This is a genomic window from Burkholderia ubonensis (assembly GCF_902833085.1).
GTDB classification, from domain to species: domain Bacteria; phylum Pseudomonadota; class Gammaproteobacteria; order Burkholderiales; family Burkholderiaceae; genus Burkholderia; species Burkholderia ubonensis.
The window spans coordinates 382,968-401,338 of the sequence record NZ_CADFEB010000010.1 but is presented as its reverse complement, the minus strand read 5'-3'; the positions used below and the strand labels follow the sequence as shown (position 1 = coordinate 401,338).

General features: G+C 69.1%; 18 protein-coding genes. 13 read left to right on the top strand and 5 right to left on the bottom strand.

Translation table 11 applies throughout. The annotated features are described in order from the left end of the window. The first annotated feature begins 302 nt into the window (after window positions 1-302). The 7 genes from HWX31_RS28155 (at window position 303) to HWX31_RS28125 (ending at window position 7,735) form a co-directional block, all read left to right on the top strand. Window positions 303-989, top strand: a complete 687-nt coding sequence (locus tag HWX31_RS28155) for an orotate phosphoribosyltransferase (RefSeq protein ID WP_059609319.1) — start codon at window positions 303-305, stop codon at window positions 987-989. 225 nt (window positions 990-1,214) lie between these two features. Next, window positions 1,215-1,811: a YbhB/YbcL family Raf kinase inhibitor-like protein gene (locus HWX31_RS28150; RefSeq protein ID WP_174964660.1), complete on the top strand. Its 597-nt coding sequence runs from the start codon at window positions 1,215-1,217 to the stop codon at window positions 1,809-1,811. 160 nt (window positions 1,812-1,971) lie between these two features. Next, window positions 1,972-2,544 (top strand): flavodoxin family protein, encoded by a 573-nt coding sequence (locus HWX31_RS28145; protein ID WP_059742430.1) that lies wholly within the window; start codon window positions 1,972-1,974, stop codon window positions 2,542-2,544. 146 nt (window positions 2,545-2,690) lie between these two features. Continuing rightward, complete coding sequence (gene argC / locus HWX31_RS28140; protein ID WP_174964661.1) at window positions 2,691-3,641, top strand: N-acetyl-gamma-glutamyl-phosphate reductase; 951 nt, start codon at window positions 2,691-2,693, stop codon at window positions 3,639-3,641. Window positions 3,642-4,071: 430 nt separating this feature from the next. Continuing rightward, window positions 4,072-5,490: a DUF2957 domain-containing protein gene (locus tag HWX31_RS28135; RefSeq protein WP_174964662.1), complete on the top strand. Its 1,419-nt coding sequence runs from the start codon at window positions 4,072-4,074 to the stop codon at window positions 5,488-5,490. A 148-nt stretch (window positions 5,491-5,638) separates the two neighbouring features. Beyond that, window positions 5,639-6,880 carry a DUF2957 domain-containing protein gene (locus HWX31_RS28130; protein ID WP_174964663.1) on the top strand — a complete coding sequence of 414 codons (1,242 nt, stop codon included), beginning with the start codon at window positions 5,639-5,641 and terminating at the stop codon, window positions 6,878-6,880. Between the two features lie 18 nt (window positions 6,881-6,898). Continuing rightward, window positions 6,899-7,735, top strand: a complete 837-nt coding sequence (locus HWX31_RS28125; protein WP_076481736.1) for an OmpW/AlkL family protein — start codon at window positions 6,899-6,901, stop codon at window positions 7,733-7,735. 160 nt (window positions 7,736-7,895) lie between these two features. Here the strand turns inward: HWX31_RS28125 and HWX31_RS28120 are convergent, their stop codons facing one another. After that, on the bottom strand, window positions 7,896-8,822 hold the full coding sequence (locus tag HWX31_RS28120; RefSeq protein ID WP_174964664.1) for a LysR family transcriptional regulator: 927 nt from the start codon (window positions 8,820-8,822) through the stop codon (window positions 7,896-7,898). Between the two features lie 93 nt (window positions 8,823-8,915). Here HWX31_RS28120 and HWX31_RS28115 point away from each other — a divergent pair, with 93 nt between their 5' ends. Then, window positions 8,916-10,208: an MFS transporter gene (locus HWX31_RS28115; protein WP_174964665.1), complete on the top strand. Its 1,293-nt coding sequence runs from the start codon at window positions 8,916-8,918 to the stop codon at window positions 10,206-10,208. A gap of 76 nt (window positions 10,209-10,284) precedes the next feature. Here HWX31_RS28115 and HWX31_RS28110 read toward each other — a convergent pair whose 3' ends face one another. Next, complete coding sequence (locus HWX31_RS28110) at window positions 10,285-10,926, bottom strand: LysE family translocator (protein WP_174964666.1); 642 nt, start codon at window positions 10,924-10,926, stop codon at window positions 10,285-10,287. Window positions 10,927-11,005: 79 nt separating this feature from the next. Further along, entirely contained in the window at window positions 11,006-11,971 is a 966-nt protein-coding gene (locus HWX31_RS28105; RefSeq protein WP_269764390.1) for an NAD(P)-dependent oxidoreductase, read from the bottom strand. Here HWX31_RS28105 and HWX31_RS28100 point away from each other — a divergent pair. Continuing rightward, the gene (locus HWX31_RS28100) at window positions 11,970-12,713 is read left to right on the top strand and encodes a Mut7-C RNAse domain-containing protein (RefSeq protein ID WP_174964667.1); all 744 of its coding nucleotides are present in this window, start codon (window positions 11,970-11,972) and stop codon (window positions 12,711-12,713) included. The genes HWX31_RS28105 and HWX31_RS28100 overlap by 2 nt on opposite strands. Before the next feature lie 84 nt (window positions 12,714-12,797). Here HWX31_RS28100 and HWX31_RS28095 read toward each other — a convergent pair whose 3' ends face one another. Continuing rightward, window positions 12,798-13,031: a hypothetical protein gene (locus HWX31_RS28095; RefSeq protein ID WP_010097315.1), complete on the bottom strand. Its 234-nt coding sequence runs from the start codon at window positions 13,029-13,031 to the stop codon at window positions 12,798-12,800. 311 nt (window positions 13,032-13,342) lie between these two features. On the opposite strand from HWX31_RS28095, the gene HWX31_RS28090 reads away from it, so the two are divergent. Genes HWX31_RS28090 through HWX31_RS28075 form a run of 4 tightly spaced genes read left to right on the top strand, consistent with a single transcriptional unit; the run spans window position 13,343 to window position 17,614 of the window. Beyond that, complete coding sequence (locus HWX31_RS28090; protein WP_174964668.1) at window positions 13,343-14,551, top strand: efflux RND transporter periplasmic adaptor subunit; 1,209 nt, start codon at window positions 13,343-13,345, stop codon at window positions 14,549-14,551. A gap of 1 nt (window position 14,552) precedes the next feature. After that, window positions 14,553-15,263, top strand: coding sequence for an ABC transporter ATP-binding protein (locus tag HWX31_RS28085; RefSeq protein ID WP_059775942.1), 711 nt, complete (start codon window positions 14,553-14,555; stop codon window positions 15,261-15,263). Between the two features lie 21 nt (window positions 15,264-15,284). Beyond that, entirely contained in the window at window positions 15,285-16,439 is a 1,155-nt protein-coding gene (locus tag HWX31_RS28080; protein ID WP_059631649.1) for an ABC transporter permease, read from the top strand. An 8-nt stretch (window positions 16,440-16,447) separates the two neighbouring features. Continuing rightward, entirely contained in the window at window positions 16,448-17,614 is a 1,167-nt protein-coding gene (locus HWX31_RS28075) for an ABC transporter permease (RefSeq protein WP_059614843.1), read from the top strand. A gap of 12 nt (window positions 17,615-17,626) precedes the next feature. On the opposite strand, the gene HWX31_RS28070 is transcribed toward HWX31_RS28075, so the two are convergent. Next, a complete protein-coding gene (locus HWX31_RS28070; protein WP_174964669.1) occupies window positions 17,627-18,349 on the bottom strand; it encodes a glutathione S-transferase family protein in 723 nt (240 codons plus the stop codon). Between the last annotated feature and the right edge of the window lie 22 nt (window positions 18,350-18,371).

Here is an 18,371-nt window from a genome sequence, read left to right as displayed (position 1 = left end):
CCGAGCGATTATTCTAGGGTCGCCTAGTGTACACCCCCGCGCATGACGAACGTTGCTGCGGCGCGGCATCGCGGGCCTCGCCACGGCCAGCCGATCAAGCCCCGTTTATTTCGGACTGTTCCGTACATGGCGGCCAGCGCGCGCAAAGTCCGTCGAAAGCAGCCCGAATCGGGTAAAATAGCCGGCTACGCGCGCAGCGATACGGCCGGCTCCCCGGTCGCGCCCGGGCCCTCGCGGGCGGGCTCCCCTTGCTGCGCCATCGGGCACGCGCCCGCTCCTCGCTCATCATCCAAGGAACGCCCATGACAGGCTTCGATCGTCAGACGATCTCCGACACGACCGCCAAAATCCTGCTCGAAGTGCAGGCGGTGCACTTCAACGCCGAAAAGCCGTTCATCTTCACGTCCGGCTGGGCCAGCCCCGTCTACATCGACTGCCGCAAGCTGATCTCGTATCCGCGCGTGCGCCGCGGCCTGATGGAAATGGCGGAAGCGACGATCCTGCGCGACGTCGGCTTCGAGCAGATCGACGCGGTGGCGGGCGGCGAAACCGCCGGCATCCCGTTCGCGGCCTGGCTCGCCGACCGCATGATGGTGCCGATGCAGTACGTGCGCAAGAAGCCGAAGGGCTTCGGCCGCAACGCGCAGATCGAGGGCCATCTGGAAGAAGGCTCGCGCGTGCTGCTCGTCGAGGACCTGACGACCGACAGCCGCAGCAAGATCAACTTCATCAACGCGCTGCGCACGGCCGGCGCGACGGTGAACCACTGCTTCGTGCTGTTCCACTACAACATCTTCAAGGAAAGCGTGTCGGTCCTGAAGGACATCGACGTCGACCTGCACGCGCTCGCGACCTGGTGGGACGTGCTGCGCGTCGCGAAGGCGTCGGGCTACTTCGAAACGAAGACGCTCGACGAAGTCGAGAAATTCCTGCACTCGCCGGCCGAGTGGTCGGCCGCGCACGGCGGCGCGACCGGCGCCCAGGAGTGATGCCGCGCCGGCGGACATGCCGGCGCCATCGCGGCACAAGCCGCTCGCCTCACGGCGGGCGGCTTTTTTTTCGCGCCGCGTCCCGGGTCTGTCGCGGCCATCCGTCACGACATGCGTTGCTCATCGAACCCTAATGCTAGACTTGCTCCATCGCCGCAATCACCTTCGCGACAACAAACGATGCCGGGCTCATCCGCCCGGCCTACGTGACGGGAGAAGCGCCATATGCGTGTGGGTCGCCAGATCGCTCCGCCTGCGTCATCGAACGGCCCGTCTCCGCTCGCCCTTGCCCTCCTCTGCGTCGCCGCCTTCGCCTGCATGCCGTCGCATGCGGACTCCTCCGCATTCACCGTGTCGAGCGACGACCTGTCGCCGGGCGGCCGCGTCGGCGCCGCGCAGGTGTTCGACCGCGGCGACTGCAAGGGCGCGAACCGCTCGCCGCAGCTGACGTGGCGCAACCCGCCGCCCGGCACGCGCGGCTATGCGATCACGATGTTCGACCCGGACGCGCCCGGCCACGGCTGGTGGCACTGGGCCGTCGCGAGCCTGCCGCTCACCGTCACGAGCCTGCCCGCCGATGCGAGCGCGTCGGGGCTCCTGCGGCGCATCGGCGCGAGCGAGGCGCGCAACGATTTCGGCGTCGACGGCTATGGCGGCCCATGCCCGCCGCCCGGCAAGCCGCATCGCTACGTGATCACCATCTACGCGCTGAAGGGCACCGACCTGCGCATCGGCCAGGGCCGTCCCGCGCCGATGTTCGAGCACGAGATCGGCACGCAGACGATCGGCACCGCGACGCTCGTCGTGCATTACGGACAGTAAGCCGGCGCGGCAGCGCGCGGCCGATTGCCGACGCCCGCGAATTTCCGTCTTGCCCGATCGCGTTTTTTTGCGTCATTTCGCGTTGCTAGACTCGTCCTGGTCGATCGCGGCACGCCGCCGCGCGTCGGCGCCCCTTTCGTCTTCATCCGGAGAACGCCTCATGTCGAACATCGTCATCGTCTATCACAGCGGCTACGGCCATACGAAGAAGCTGGCCGAAGCCGTCCACGCCGGCGCGCAGGACACGGGGGCGCAGGTGCGCCTCGTCGCGGTCGGCGACCTCGACGACGCAGGCTGGGCCGCGCTCGACGCGGCCGACGCGATCGTGTTCGGCGCGCCGACCTACATGGGCGGCCCGTCGGCGCAGTTCAAGACGTTCGCCGACGCGACGTCGAAAGCGTGGTTCACGCAGCAATGGAAGGACAAGATCGCCGCGGGCTTCACGAACTCCGCGACGATGAACGGCGACAAGTTCTCGACGATTCAATATTTCGTCACGCTGGCGATGCAGCATGGGATGGTGTGGGTCGGCACGGGCCTGATGCCGGCCAACTCGAAGGCGGCCACGCGCAACGACATCAACTTCGTCGGCGGCTTCACGGGCCTGCTCGCGCAATCGCCGTCGGACGCGTCGCCCGACGAGGCGCCGCTGCCGGGCGACCTCGAGACCGCGAAGGCGTTCGGCCGGCGCGTCGCCGAGGCGACGGCCCGCTGGATCGCGGGCGGCCGTTGAAGCGGCCTGCCCCGATAAAGGGACACAAGACGGCCCGCGCGGCCGTCTTTTTTTTCGGCCCGTGCGGTGCAGGCTCGCCGCATGAAGTCTTAGAATGGCGGTTTTCCGGCGTGCAAGCGCCGTGGCCCCGTTTCAGTGAGAGCGAAATGAGCACCAAAGTTTTTGTCGACGGCCAGGAAGGCACGACCGGCCTCAAGATCTTCGAATACCTGTCCGCCCGCCGCGACATCGAGATCCTTCGCATCGACGAAGCGAAGCGCAAGGACATCGACGAACGCCGCCGCCTGATCAACGCGTCGAACGTCACGTTCCTGTGCCTGCCGGACGTCGCGTCGCGCGAATCGGCGTCGCTCGTCGAAAACCCGGACACGACGCTGATCGACGCGAGCACCGCGTTCCGCACGAACCCGGACTGGGCATACGGCCTGCCCGAGCTGACCCGCGCGCAGCGCGAGAAGATCCGCACGTCGAAGCGCATCGCGGTGCCGGGCTGCCACGCATCGGCGTTCGTGCTCGCGATGCGGCCGCTCGTCGACGCCGGCGTCGTCGCGCCGACGTTCGCCGCGCACAGCCACTCGATCACCGGCTACAGCGGCGGCGGCAAGTCGATGATCGCCGACTACGAGAACCCCGCGTCGGCCGCGAAGCTCGCGAGCCCGCGCCCGTATGCGCTCGGCCTCACGCACAAGCATCTGCCGGAAATGGCCGCACACACGGGCCTCGCCACGGCGCCGATCTTCACGCCGATCGTCGGCCCGTTCCTCAAGGGCCTCGCGGTGACGACGTATTTCACGCCCGGCCAGCTCGCAAAGCGCGCAACGCCGCAGGACGTGCAGCGCATCTTCGCCGAGTACTACGCGGATGAAGCGTTCGTGCGCGTCGCCCCGTTCAACGCCGACGACAACCTCGACGCCGGCTTCTTCGACGTGCAGGCGAACAACGACACGAACCGCGTCGACCTGTTCGTGTTCGGCAACGAAGAGCGCTTCGTCACCGTCGCGCGCCTCGACAATCTCGGCAAGGGCGCGTCGGGCGCCGCGATCCAGTGCATGAACCTGAACATCGGCGCGGCGGAGGACACCGGCCTCACGCGCTGAGTCATCCTCGCATGCGATGCAAAGCCGGCCGCTGGCCGGCTTTTTATTTATCCTTTATTGGCAATAAGTGATAATTCGCGCAGGGATTTACAATAATTTACAAGCTTTCGATTGCGCGATATCCAATCGATTAATTCCCCCCTCTCTTTATCCAGTCAATCCCGAATAGGGATAAACCGGATACCCCCGCTTTAAACGCTGCCGTAATGGCCAAAAGGCTGCGCGCATTGCCCGGCATGCCGCACCATGCCGCCTTCCGCGTACATCTTCAGCACACCTTGCGTTTTAATTCTTACTGAATTCCCGCTCCCGGAGGCATTCAGCGCACGCCCGCCGTTTCAATCGTCTTTTTTAGACGGGTTCATCAATTGACAGCAAAAATACGTGCAGCGACATTAACCCGCACAATTAAACGATTGGAGACAGCGGCATGTCGCACACCTTATCGAAGGGGGTGGCAACGGCCTTTGCCATTGCCCCTTTGCTCGTCGCATGTGGAGGAGGGGATTCCGGCGCGCCCGCCCCGATCGAAGCGCCTCAATGTTCCGGCTCGAGCTGCGGCACGCAGGGGCCGCCGGCATCGCAACCCGTCAACGGTTCGCTGTGCCCGGCCGACGCGGACATCGTGAAGAGCACGTATCTCGGCGGCGCAGGCAGCGGCGAGATCGTCAGCGTCAACATCGACGCGGTCGCGATGACCTACACGCTCAAGTGGCTCGAATCGCCGATTCCGCTGGCGACCGGCACGGTCACGCCGACGCGCGTCGGCACGACGATCACCGGCCGCGTCGTGCACCCGCCGACCGGCACGCTGCCGACCGCCGAGCAGACACGCTGCGCGTTCGTCCTCACGCCCGGCGCGGGCACGGCCGGAAACGGCTCGGCCTATTCGACGGCCGCCGACTTCAACCCGGCGAACCCGCCGATGCTGCTGGTCGGCATGGGCGTGGCCGGCGGCGGCATTCCGGGCGCGACGATCCAGTACGACGGCCTGACGATCATCCCCGGCGTCGTGCAGAACGTCGGCAAGGTGCCGAACCGCCACTTCGACTTCTATCCGTTCCTCGGCTTCGCGAGCACGACGACGGACCTCACGAAGCTGCCGGGCACGTACAACGCGCTGATCTACCACCTCGTGCCGTCGTCGAACTACGCGACCAAGGGTTCGAACTCGAGCGAGACGTTCGACGCGAGCGGCGCGTGCGCGTCGACGAGCGCGGGCGGCTGCCAGACGACCGGCGCCCCGTGGAAGGCGAGCGCGAACGGCGGCTATTTCGACAGTGCGAAGGCGCCGCAAACGCTGCCGCAGACGAGCCTGCCGCTGGTCGGCCAGACCGGCAAGTCGGCCAGCGCGCACATGGTGATCGGCCAGCTCAACGGCGCGACGGTCCCCGTGATCGTGCGCACCGGCAACGTGAACCTCGGCACGCCGCCGCTGCACGCCGACGCGCAGGTCGACGACGAATCGGGCATCGCGGTGCTCGGCAAGGCGACGGCGCTCACGTCGGGCGGCATCGACGGCGGCTACGCGGGCGCGGACTCGAACTTCAAGTACACGGCCGCGCTGATCCGCGGCCGGAACGCGACGTTCGTGAACCCGACGACGCAGGACGCGGAGGACGGCTTCACGCTGGACTACGGCCAGGCGACGCCGGGCCTGCTGAACCTGCAGACGATCCCGCCGACCAACTCGGGCTACGCGGCAAGTTCAGGATTGCTGATCGCGACCGGCGGGCTGTACGCGACGCTCGTGCAGGGCACGGTGAACGGCGGCGTCACGCCGACGTCGGCCAACGCGAGCACGTCGTCGGCGCCGTACTTCGGCGTCGGCGCGCAGATCAGCAAATAGCGGCGAAACAACGGCGGACCCGCGGCGGCGCACGCCGCCGCGGCAACGAACGAGAGGCGCCCGGCACGGCGCCGGCAGGACGACGCACAAACAGGAAGCGGCCGACAGGGAGCCGGCCGCCACACAAGACAAATTCTGGAGGAGCAACATGAAGCGCAACCTCATTCTCGCGGCAACCGTGGCCGCCCCCCTTCTTTCGGCATGCGGCGGTGGCGGGAGCGACAATCCGCCGCCGCTCGTCGAAGACCGTCTCTGCCCCGCCGCGCTCGACTACGGCACCGTCTACACCGGCGGCGCGGGCAGCGGCGAACTCGTCAAGCTGCAGCTCGACACGACCAAGATGACCTGGCAGGTCAGCTACATCGAATCGCCGGTTCCGCGCACCACCGGCACCGTCACGCCGACGCGCGCCGGCACCGTCGACAGCGGCACGCTCACGCAGGAAACGCTGCTGCCGACCAACAAGCTGAACCAGTGCGCGTTCCGCCTGAACGGCGCGAGCCTCGACCCGTCGCGCCCGGCGCGCATCTTCGTCGGCTTCGGCGTCGCGGGCGGCACGATTCCCGGCAAGGAGATCCAGTTCGGCGGCGTGCTCGGCCAGGCCGCGGTGCCCGACACGAAGTTCCCGTACTACCCGTTCATCGGCTTCTCGGCGATCGAGACCAACCTCGCGAACCTCGTCGGCACGTACAGCCACGTCGGCTTCGGCGAAGTGCCGTCGCAGCAGTTCGCGCCGGTGTCGATCGACGCGAAGGTGACGATCAACGCCGACGGCACGTGGATCAAGTGCGACTCGACCGGCCAGTTCGCCGGCACGTGCCGCCAGCCGGGCACGAACCTCGCGCAGTCGGCGGACGGCAGCGGCGCGTTCCAGACCAACAGCTACCAGAGCCAGGTCAAGCCGACGCTGTCGACGCTGCCGCAGGGCAAGGGCTTCATGATCGTCGGCAAGCTGCGCAACCAGCTCGTGCCGATCCTCGTGCGCACCGGCGTCGCGAACCCGAACGTGCAGCCCGACAGCAACGGCGTGCCGGGCCTCACCGCCGACGACGAATCGAGCATCTCGATCCTCGCGCCGCAGACGGCGATCACGGTCGGCTCGCAGAACGGCGAGTACATCGGCGTCGACAGCGCGTTCAACTACCGCACCACCGCACTGATCAACAACCAGGCGACGCTGCTCGATCCGTTCCAGCCGTCGCAGGCATCGCTCGCGACCCCGCTCGACCTCGACTACACGCAGAAGGTGCCGGGCACGGTCACGACGGTCCACACGGGCGCGGGCAGCACGACGCCCACCGGCAAGTTCATCTTCACGGGCGGCGTGTTCGGCTTCCTCGACAACGCGGGTTCGACGCCGTATTTCACGATCGGCGCATTCGTCCAGTAAGCGGGCCCGGGAGCCGTCATGAAGAAGAAGATCCTTCTCGGCGCGGCGGCCGGCGCCGCCGCGCTGGCGCCGCTCGCGGCGCACGCGCAAAGCGCCGGCAGCAACGTCGTCACGCTCGGCTGGTTCCACGTGATGCCGCAGCAGAGCAGCACGCCGATGACGACCAACGTCGCGCCGACGCCGATCAATACGCCGCTGCGCCTGCCGCCGTCGTTTACCTCGCCTGGCACCGGGCTGCGCACGAGCGGCGCGGACACCGTCGGCCTCACCGTCAGCCACTTCCTCACCGACCACATCGCGGTGACGTCGGTGGCGGGCGTGCCGCCGGTGTTCAAGGTGTCGGGACAGGGCACGATCAAGCCGCCGGGCCCGGCCGGCGCGCTCGGCACGCAGAACATCGGGCTCGGCTCGGTCAATCCGATCGTGAAGAGCGTGCGGCAGTGGAGCCCGGCCGTGATCCTGCAGTACTACTTCGCGCAGGCGAACGCGAAGCTCCGGCCGTTCCTCGGCCTCGGCGTGTCGTACAACTGGTTCAGCGACCTGCAGCTCAACCCGAACTTCGTCAAGCAGACGCAGGACAACCTCGGCGCGATCCTCGCGGCGGGCGCGGGCAAGCCGGGCAAGACTTCGGTGGAGGCGAAGGCGTCGTCGTCGTGGCAGCCGGTGTTCAACGCGGGCCTGCAGTACAACGTCACCGAGCATTTCGGGCTCGTCGCGTCGGTCACCTACATCCCGCTGAAGACGACGTCGACGGTGACGATCAAGGCGGCCGACGGCACGACGCTCGCCGAGTCGAAATCGGACCTGAAGGCCGATCCGATCATCAGCTACGTCGGGATGTCGTACAAGTTCTGAGACTGATCGGAAAAGTACGGACGAAAAAAAGCCCGCCTAAGAGGCGGGCTGAATCCATATCAGAGGAGACATGGAGGAGACAGGTGCAACTATAGCGAATCAATTTCTGCAATGCAACATTTCCGTTGAGAAAATCAGGATTTTCCCTCGAATGCCGGCTCTAAACAGTCAGCACTTCTGACCCCATCTGCGTTTCCTGCGCCAGCACCTCGGCCAGCGCGTCCCGCAGCAGCGTGACCGGCCGCAGCAGGCGACCCGGCAGCGCGCCGTGCACGAACCAGATGTTGATCCGCGTCTCCAGCCCGGAGGGGCGGACTACCCGCAGCCCATCGCGATGCACGCTGCGCGCGAGCGCCGTCGGCGACGCGATGCCGATCCCCGCGCCGCGCGCGACCAGCGACAGCTGCAGATCCGACCCGAATGCCTCGACCGCGACGTTGAACGGCAGCCCGGCCGCGCCGAACGCGCGGCTCAGCGCCGAGCGCATCCCGCAGCCGTCCTGGCTCAGCACCCACGGAAACTGCGACAGCGCATCGAGCGTCAGCGGCCCGTCGGGCAGCGGGAAGTCGCGCGCCGCGACCAGCACGACCGGTTGCGTGCCGAGCAGCGTCGTCGTCAGCGCATCAGGCAACACCGCGCTCGCCGGCATCATCACCGCCGCCGCGTCGAGCGCACCCCGTTCGAGGCCCGCCACGAGCGCCGGCGACCAGCCCGCGGTGACGCGCAGCGTCAGGCGCGGGAATGCGTCGCGCAGCCGGTCGACCGGCCGCTCGAGCGCCAGCTCCGACAGGAACGGCGGCACGCCGATGCGCAGCTCGCCGGACGGTTCGCGCTCCGGTGCGCCGACCGCCATCAATTCGTCCACCGCGCCCAGCACGTTGCGCGCGAGCGTGTAGACCTCGCGTCCGGCGGCGGTCGGCTTCAGCGGCTTGCTCTGCCGTTCGAGCAGCGGCACGCCGAGCAGCGTTTCGAGGTTCTGCACGCGCCGCGTGAGACCCGGCTGCGTCAGATGGAGCTTCGCGGCGGCGGCCACCATCGAGCCGCTGTCGACCACCGCGACGAATGCCTGCAGATCGCGTGTATTCAAAACAAACTCGCATAATCATTTTAGACATATTTCAATTGTCGCATAAACATCCGCCGCCTACGATGGGGCTTTCCACTCCCCGACAGGCTCGCGATGACCCGCCCCGCCGATCTCTGCCCTGCCTCTGCCGCCGCGCCGCGCGCATCCGGCGGCACAACGCCCGCGTTGAGCGCGGGCATGACGCTGTTCTTCGCCGCGACGGTCGGCGTGATCGTGGTCGACCTGTTCGCCGCGCAGCCGCTGACCGGCCCGATCAGCGCCGAGCTGCGCCTGCCGCCGGGCCTCGCGGGCCTCGTCGCGATGCTGCCGCAGCTCGGCTATGCGGCCGGGCTCGTGCTGCTCGTGCCGCTCGTCGACCTGCTGGAGAATCGCCGGGTGATCGTGACGACGCTCGCCGCGTGCGCGGCGATGCTCGCGCTGCCGGCGCTCACGCGGTCGGGCACCGTGTTCCTGCTCGCGACGCTCGCGGCCGGCGCCGCGTCGAGCGTGATCCAGATGCTGGTGCCGATGGCCGCGTCGATGGCGCCTGATGCGCAGCGCGGCCGCGCGGTCGGCAACGTGATGAGCGGGCTGATGCTCGGCATCCTGCTGTCGCGGCCGCTCGCGAGCCTGATCGCCGGCTCGTTCGGCTGGCGCGCGTTCTACGGCATCGCCGCGGCCGCGGACGCGGCCATCGCCGCCGTGCTCGCATTGCGGCTGCCGGCGCGCCGGCCGCATGCGACGGCCGGCTACCGCGCGCTGCTCGCGTCGATGGGGCGCCTGCTCGCCGACGAGCCGGTGCTGCGCCGGCACGCGTTCTCCGCCGCACTCGTGATGGCCGCGTTCAGCGCGTTCTGGACCGCGATCGGGCTGCGGCTCGCGCAGCCGCCGTTCGATTTCGGGCTGCACGGGATCGCGCTGTTCGCATTCGCCGGCGCGAGCGGCGTGATCGCAACCCCATTCGCCGGCCGGGCCGGCGACCGCGGCCACGGCCCCGCCGCGCTGCGGTTCGCGCACGTCGCGATGGTGGCGGCGCTCGTCGCGATCGGCGTCGCGGGCGCCGGATGGTTCGGCTTCGACGCGCACGCGCATCGCAACGCGGCGCTCGTGCTGCTGGCGGCCGGCGCGGCGCTGCTCGACGCGGGCGTGGTCACCGACCAGACGCTCGGCCGCCGCGCGATCAATCTGCTGAATCCGGCGGCGCGCGGGCGTCTGAACGGGCTGTTCGTCGGATCGTTCTTCGTCGGCGGCGCGCTCGGCGCGGCGCTCGCGGGCAGCGCGTGGGCGTGGGCCGGCTGGCCCGCGGTGTGCGGCGTCGCGCTGGCGTTCACCGGCGCCGCCGGCGCGTTCGGGCTCCTGGCCGAGCGCCGTCCCGGCACGGCGGCCGTGCCCGGCACACGCCCCTGAAAAACGAACGCCCCGCCCTCGGACGAGGACGGGGCGTCGGGCCGAAGCAGCCGGAAATCGCCGGAAATCGCCGGAATCAGTGCCGCACCAGCGCCATCATCGCGCCGAAGCCGACGAACAGGCCGCCGGTCAGCCGGTTGAACGCCTTCGCGACGTTCTGGCTCTTCAGCGTCGCGCCGATGCGCGTGCCGAACGACGCATAGACGAGATACCAGCTCACCTCGATCACCGCGAACGTGGCGACCAGCACGCCGAACTGCGGCAGCGTCGGCTCGGACGCGTTGATGAACTGCGGCAGCAGCGCGGCGGCGAACAGGATCGCCTTCGGGTTGCTGCCCGCGACCAAAAAGCCGTTGCGGAACAGCACCCAGCGCGATGCCCGCGCGGCCTGGCGGGCCACCGGCTCGACGTCGTCGCCCGGCGTGCCGGCATCGACGCGCGCGCGCCACGCCTTCACGCCGAGGTAGACCAGGTAGGCCGCGCCCGCGTAGCGCAGCGCGTTGAACATCGCCGGCCACGCCTCGAGGAACACGCCGAGCCCGGCGGCCGACACCGACAGCATCAGCACCAGCGCGCTCAGGCAACCGGCCATCGTCGCCGACGAGCGCCGCAGGCCATGCCGCGCGCCGTGCGTCATCACGAGCAACATGTTCGGACCGGGAATCGCCGACACGACGAACACCGTCGCCACGAAAAGCCACCACGTATGCAAGCTCATTGCCGCCTCTGCGTGAAGGAAAACGAAACGACGATTATGCCGCCTGCGGCACGGGTTTGTCCCGCGCCGCCCGCCCGCTTCAGCGGCCCGCTCGGCGCGACGCGACCTCGCCGAGCACCGCGAAGTCCAGCTCGCCGCCGCCGTGCGCGAGCGCATCGAGCAGGTTGTCGCGCACGAGGCTCGCGACCGGCAGCGGCACCGACACCGCGTCGCCCGCCTCGAGCGCGAGCCGGACGTCCTTCAGGCCGAGGCGCGCCTTGAAGCGCGCCGGCTCGTAGCGCCGCTCGGCGATCATCGCGCCGTAGCCTTCGTACACGGGCCCCGGAAACACGCTGTGGGTAATTACGTCGAGGAAATCGCGCATCGCGACGCCGTGTCCGGCGAGCAGCGCGGACGCCTCGCCGAGCGTTTCGATCGCCGACGCCAGCGTGAAATTCGCGGCGAGCTTCGCGACGTTCGCATGCTGCGGCAGCGAGCCGAGCCGCCAGGTCTTCTGGCCGATCGCGTCGAACAGCGGCTGCATCCGGTCGATCGCTTCCGCCGGGCCGGCCGCCATGATCGTCAGGCGCGCCGCCGCCGCGACGTCCGGCCGCCCCATCACGGGCGCCGCGACGTAATCGAGGCCGCGCGACGCATGCGCGTGCGCGAGCGACTCGGCGAGCGCGACGGAAATCGTCGCCATGTTGACGTGAATCAGGCCGCGCGGCGCCTGCGCGAGCAGCGCGTCGTCGAACACCCCGCGCGCGGCGGCATCGTCGGCGAGCATCGAGAACACGGCGTCGCCGCGAAACGCGTCGGCCGGCGTGTCGACCGCCTGCGCGCCGAGCGCGACGAGCGGCTCGGTCCGCTCGCGCGAACGGTTCCAGACCCGCACCTGGTGCCCCGCCTTCAGCAGGTTCGTCGCGATCGCCTGCCCCATTTCGCCCAGCCCGATAAATCCGAGATCCATCGCCCGCTCCTTCGACAAGTGAAGCCGCGAGTTAAACACAATCGCGTGCAACCTGCAGGCAGCGCCGCCGCCCGCACGATGCGATACTGCGCGCATGGCGACCGCGACCTTCCGTTTCCACGGCGAACTGAACGCGTTCCTTGCGCGAACGCTGCGCGACCGCGCGTTCGCCCGCGCGTGCGGCAGCGAAGCAAGCGTCAAGCACATGGTCGAGGCGCTCGGCGTGCCGCATACGGAAGTCGGGCGGCTGTGCGTGAACGGCGCGCCGGCGCCGTTCGACCGGCGGCTCGCGGACGGCGACCGCGTCGACGTCTACCCGGAGCGCGCGCCGCAACCGGCGGACGGCGCTTGCGCGCCGGCGCCGCCGGACTGGCGCTTCGTCGCCGACGCGCACCTCGGCGGCCTCGCGCAACTGCTGCGCCTCGCCGGCTTCGACACCTGCTACGACAATCATTTCAGCGACGAAGAAATCGCCGTGCTCGCCGCACGGGACGGCCGCATCGTCCTCACCCGCGACCGCGAGCTGCTCAAGCGGCGCGCGGTCGCGCGCGGCTGCTACCTGCATGCGCTGCAGCCGGCCGCGCAGCTGCGCGAGCTGTTCGCGCGGCTCGACCTGGCGCCGCACATGCGGCCGTTCCGCCTGTGCCTGCGCTGCAACGCGCCGCTGCATCCGTTGAGCGCCGAAGACGCGGCCCAGCGCGTGCCGGACGGCGTGCGGCAGCGCCACCGCCGCTTCGCCGCCTGCGACGTGTGCCAGCGCGTGTTCTGGGAAGGCTCGCACTGGCGGCGCATGCGCACGGTCGTCGACGCGATGCGCACGGTTGCGCCCGGGGCCTGAAAAAACACAACCCCGCATGCGGGAACATGCGGGGTTGCCGGGTTGCTTGCAATTGGCGGCCGGAAGACCGGCCCCGGGCGCGACTTAGTTTTGCATGCCCTTGTCGTCCGTGCCGGCGGCCGATGCCGCCGCGGCCTTCGCCTTGCCCTTCGCCGAGCCGTGCTGCTTCAGCTGGTGCTTCGGCTTGGTGTGATCCTTCTTCATCGGCGCCGATGCGGCGGCCGGCGCTTCGGCAGCCGGCGCCGAAGCCTGTGCGAATGCCGAAACCGATGCGAGTGCGAATGCCGCGGTCATGATCGAAGCGAGCGTCTTCTTCATTGTTCTTCCTCTGTCTGGGAAAAAAAATCAAACGAACCGGTATGAAAAGATGCGAGGCATCCGCATCGGAACGCCAGCCGCGGCCGGGACGGCCTTCGCCTTCCCCGCGCGACGAATACTGACGCACTGGCTGCATAACGCGCCGTCGTCGCGGCGAGTTGACAGGTCGCCTGCGGCATCCGGGCTTTCCCTGACGCACCGCATCGCCGCGCAGGAAGCGCCCGTCGCCCGCCGCCGATACGACGCTATACTTGGCCTGGCTTGCGTCCCTTCCCCGAAACCGGCCCGCGACCGCCACGAGGCGCTCCCAATTGCCCGATCACAATCTGGACAGGTTGAAAATCGACCGGCCGTCGCTCACCGCGGCCGCGCAGCGACGGCACCCCTGGCGCCGCCATGCGGCCATCGCGCTCGTCATCGCCGTCGCCATCGGCGCGTGGTTCGCGCTGACCGGCCGGCAGACGGTCGAGACGACGACCGTGACCTCCGCCTATCCGTTCCAGAACGACACGCTGCTCAACGCGACCGGCTACGTCGTGCCGCAGCGCAAGGCCGCGGTCGCGTCGAAGGCCCAGGGCCGTGTCGAATGGCTCGGCGTGCTCGAAGGCACGCGGGTGAAGGAAGGCGAGGTGATCGCGCGCCTCGAGAGCCGCGACGTCGCGGCCGCGCTCGGGCAGGCGCTGGCGCAGGTCAAGGTCGCGCAAGCCAACCTGGCGCTGCAGCAGGCCGAACTGAAGGACGCCGACATTGCGTTCCATCGCACCGAAATCCTCGCGCCGAAGGGCGCGGTGCCGGCGGCGCAGTACGACACCGATCTCGCGCGCGTCAACAAGGCGCGGGCCTCCGTCAACAGCAGCCGGGCCGCGATCGCGTCGGCCGAGGCCAACGCGCAGGCCGCGCAGGTCGCGGTCGACCAGACCGCGATCCGCGCGCCGTTCGACGGCGTCGTGCTCGAAAAGCACGCGAACGTCGGCGACAACATCACGCCGTTCTCGTCCGCGTCGGACAGCAAGGGCGCGGTCGTGACGATCGCCGACATGGCCACGCTCGAAGTCGAGGCTGACGTCGCGGAATCGAACATCGCGCGGATCCGCGTCGACCAGCCGTGCGAGATCCTGCTCGATGCGCTGCCGGACCAGCGCTTCGCCGGCCGCGTGTCGCGCATCGTGCCGACGGTGGACCGCTCGAAGGCGACCGTGCTGGTCAAGGTGCGCTTCGTCGAGCGCGACGAGCGCGTGCTGCCGGACATGAGCGCGAAGATCGCGTTCCTGTCGAAGCCCGTATCGGCGCAGGACAAGCAGCCCGTGACGGCGGTGCAGGCCGGCGCAGTCGCCGAGCGCGACGGCCGCAACGTGGTGTTCGTCGTGAAGGACGACGCCGTGCGCGAGGCGGCCGTGACGACCGGCGCGCGGATCGGCGAACTCGTCGCGGTCCGCGGCGTGCACCCGGGCGACACGCTCGTGCTGGCGCCGGGCGCGAAGCTCAAGGACGGCGCGAAGGTGACCGTCGCGAAGAAATAGCGTGAATACCGCGCCGCCCGCCCTGCCCGCCCCGCTCGTCGAGATCAGCCACGTCGCGAAGTCGTACCGGCGCGGGGTGCAGACCGTGCCGGTGCTGACCGACATCACGCTCGACATCGGCGAAGGCGATTTCGTCGCGCTGATGGGGCCGTCGGGCTCCGGCAAGAGCACGCTGCTCAACCTGGTCGCCGGCATCGACCGGCCCGACAGCGGCGAGCTGCGCGTCGGCGGCCTCGACATCACGCGGCTGGCGGAAGCGGCGCTGGCCGACTGGCGCGCCGCCCACGTCGGCTTCATCTTCCAGTTCTACAACCTGATGCCGGTGCTCACCGCGTTCGAGAACGTCGAGCTGCCGCTGATGCTCACACGCCTGCCGCGCCGGGAGCGGCGCGAGCGCGTCGAGCTGGTGCTGGACATGGTGAGCCTCGCGGACCGGATGGACCATTACCCGTCGGAGCTGTCCGGCGGCCAGCAGCAGCGCGTCGCGATCGCGCGCGCGCTGATCACCGATCCCGCGCTGATCGTCGCCGACGAGCCGACCGGCGATCTCGACCGCGCGTCCGCGACCGAAGTGCTGGCGCTGATGCAGCGCCTGAACGCCGAGCTCGGCAAGACCATCATCATGGTGACCCACGACGCGCATGCGGCCGGCGCGGCGAAGGCGCTCGTGCATCTGGAAAAAGGGGAGCTGACCAATGGCCGGGCCCGCTGAGCGCGCTCGCGGAGTCGCACGATGTACGTGCTGAAGCTGATCGTGCGCAACGCGCTGCGGCACAAGCTGCGCACGCTGCTGACCGTGTTCGGCCTGACCGTCGCGGTGCTGGCGTACGGCCTGCTGCACACGGTCGTCGACGCGTGGTACGCGGGCGCCGCCGCGGCGTCCAACGCGCGGCTCGTCACGCGCAACGCGATCTCGCTCGTGTTTCCGCTGCCGGTGAGCTATGAGAACCGGATACGCGGCGTCGACGGCGTGACGATCGTCGCCCGCTCCAACTGGTTCGGCGGCATCTACCGGGAGCCGAAGAACTTCTTCGCGCAGTTCGCCGTGTCGGACAACTATCTCGACCTGTATCCGGAGTTCATCCTGAGCGCGCAGCAGCGCGCCGACTACCAGCGCGACCGCAAGGGCTGCCTGATCGGGCGGCAGCTCGCGAACCAGTTCGGCTTCAAGGTCGGCGACGTGATCCCGATCAAGGGCACGATCTACCCCGGCACCTGGGAGTTCGTCGTGCGCGGCATCCTCGACGGGCGGGACGAATCGACGATCACGCGGCAGCTGATCTTCCACTGGGACTACCTGAACGAGCGGGTGCGCAAGACGACGCCGCGGCAGGCCGACCAGGTCGGCGTGTACGTGTTCGGGATCGCCGACCCGGACGATGCCGCCGCGATCTCCCGCAACGTCGACGCCGTGTTCAAGAACTCGCTCGCCGAGACCCTCACCGAAACCGAGCAGGCGTTCCAGCTCGGCTTCGTCGCGATGTCGAACCAGATCATCGCGGCGATCCGCGTGGTGTCCTACGTGGTGATCGTGATCATCATGGCCGTGATGGCCAATGCGATGGCGATGAGCGCGCGCGAGCGCACCACCGAATACGCGACGCTCAAGGCGCTCGGCTTCGGCCCCGGGTTCCTCGCGCTGCTCGTGTTCGGCGAATCGCTCGTGATCGCCGCGATCGGCGGCAGCCTCGGCATGCTCGCGATGCCGCCGGCGGCGCACCTGTTCAAGCAGGCGACCGGCGGCGTGTTCCCCGTCTTCAACGTGTCCGCGCAGACGATCGCGCTGCAGGCCGCCTGCTCGCTCGCGGTCGGCGTCGCAGCCGCGCTCGTGCCGGCGTGGCACGCGGCGCGGGTGCGCGTCGTCGAAGGCCTGCGGGCGATCGGCTAGGCGCCGCGATGGCCATTCCGCTCGCCTACATCGCGCGCAACCTGTGGGCCCGCCGGCTGACCGCCGTGCTCACCGCGGGCGGGATGGCGCTCGTCGTGTTCGTGTTCGCGACCGTGCTGATGCTCGACGCGGGCCTCACGAAAACGCTCGTGTCGACCGGCGAGCCGGACAACGTCGTGGTGATCCGCAAGGGCGCGGAAACCGAGGTGCAGAGCGCGATCGACCACAAGCAGGCCAACGTCATCGAGATGCATCCGTCGGTCGCGCTCGGCGCCGACGGCCGGCCGCTGGCGTCGAAGGAGGCGGTGGTGCTCATCTCGCTCGTGAAGGCCGCGACCGGCAAGCCGTCGAACGTGGTGATCCGCGGCGTGTCGCCGGCGGGGATCGGGCTGCGCCCCCGCGTGCGGCTCGCGGCCGGGCGCATGTTCAACCCCGGATCGTCCGAGATCGTCGTCGGCAGCGCGATCGCGAAAGGCTTCAGCGGCACGCGGATCGGCGACCGGCTGCGCTTCGCGCAGCGCGACTGGACCGTCGTCGGCCACTTCGACGCCGGCGGCAGCGGCTTCGATTCGGAGATCTGGGGCGACGTCGACCAGCTGATGCAGTCGTTCCGGCGCACCGGCTATTCGTCGATGATCGTGCGCATCGCGCAGGCCGATGCGTTCGCGCGCTTCAAGGCGGACATCGACGTCGATCCGCGGCTCGCCGACGAAGCCAAGCGCGAGCAGGCGTTCTACGGCGACCAGTCGCGGGCGCTGTCGACCTTCATCAACATCCTCGGCATCACGCTGTCGTCGATCTTCTCGATCGCGGCGATGATCGGCGCGATGATCACGATGTATGCGTCGGTGGCCAACCGGGTCGCGGAAATCGGCACGTTGCGCGCGCTCGGCTTCAAGCGCGCGAACGTGCTCGCCGCGTTCCTGCTCGAGGCGCTGCTGCTCGGCCTCGTCGGCGGCGTCGCCGGGCTGGGCTGCGCGGCGCTGATGCAGTTCGCGTCGTTCTCGACGACGAATTTCCAGACCTTCTCGGACCTGTCGTTCCGCTTCGTGCTCACCCCGGCCATCGTCGTGAAGACGCTGCTGTTCTCGCTGGCGATGGGGCTGATCGGCGGCTTCCTGCCGGCGATGCGCGCCGCGCGGATGAATATCGTCGACGCGCTGCGGGCGCGATGACGGCTCCCGCCGTCAGGCCGGCGCGGACGCCGGCGCGAGCCGGGCGAGCGCAAGCGCGGCATCGAGCGCGACGTGCCCTTCGAACGCCGTCGAGGCCGGCAGCGCGCGCTCGTCCTCGATCGCGTGGGCAAATTGCACGCCGGGGTCGTCGCCGAGCCGCGCGCGCAGCGCGGCGATGCGCGGGAACGCGGCGCTATCGAACACCTGGTGATAGTCGGCCCAGCGGGCGAGACCCGCGAAATACGCATCGGCGAGCGTGCGCTGCCGGCCGAGCAGCCACGGGCCGTCGCCGAGCATCGCTTCGAGCTGCCGGTGCGCCTTCATCACGCGAGCGCGGCCATACGCCTGCAACACCTCCTTTTCCGCGCCTTCGCTGGCGTGCTCGTACACGTACCAGAGCGCGCCGAACGCGCTGAAGAACGTGGTGTTGAGGTACGCCAGCATCCGGTTCAGCCGGTCGAAATCATGCGTACCCTGCCGGAACGCCAGGCCGGTGCCGACGGCTTCCGCGCCGATATGGCCGAGGATCGCCATGCTCTCGGTCAGCACGTTGCCGGCCTCGGTGATGAACGCCGGTGTCTCGGCGATCGGGTTGAGCTCGAGGAACGCGTCGCTCGTCACGAGGTCGGGCATCGTGATGCGAGAGAGCCGGTAAGGACGGCCGGCCCACTCGAGCGCGACGATCGAGCCGAACGAGCAGCCTGCGGGAACACCGTAGAAAAGGATCGGAGACATCGGACATATCCGGGTGATTGAA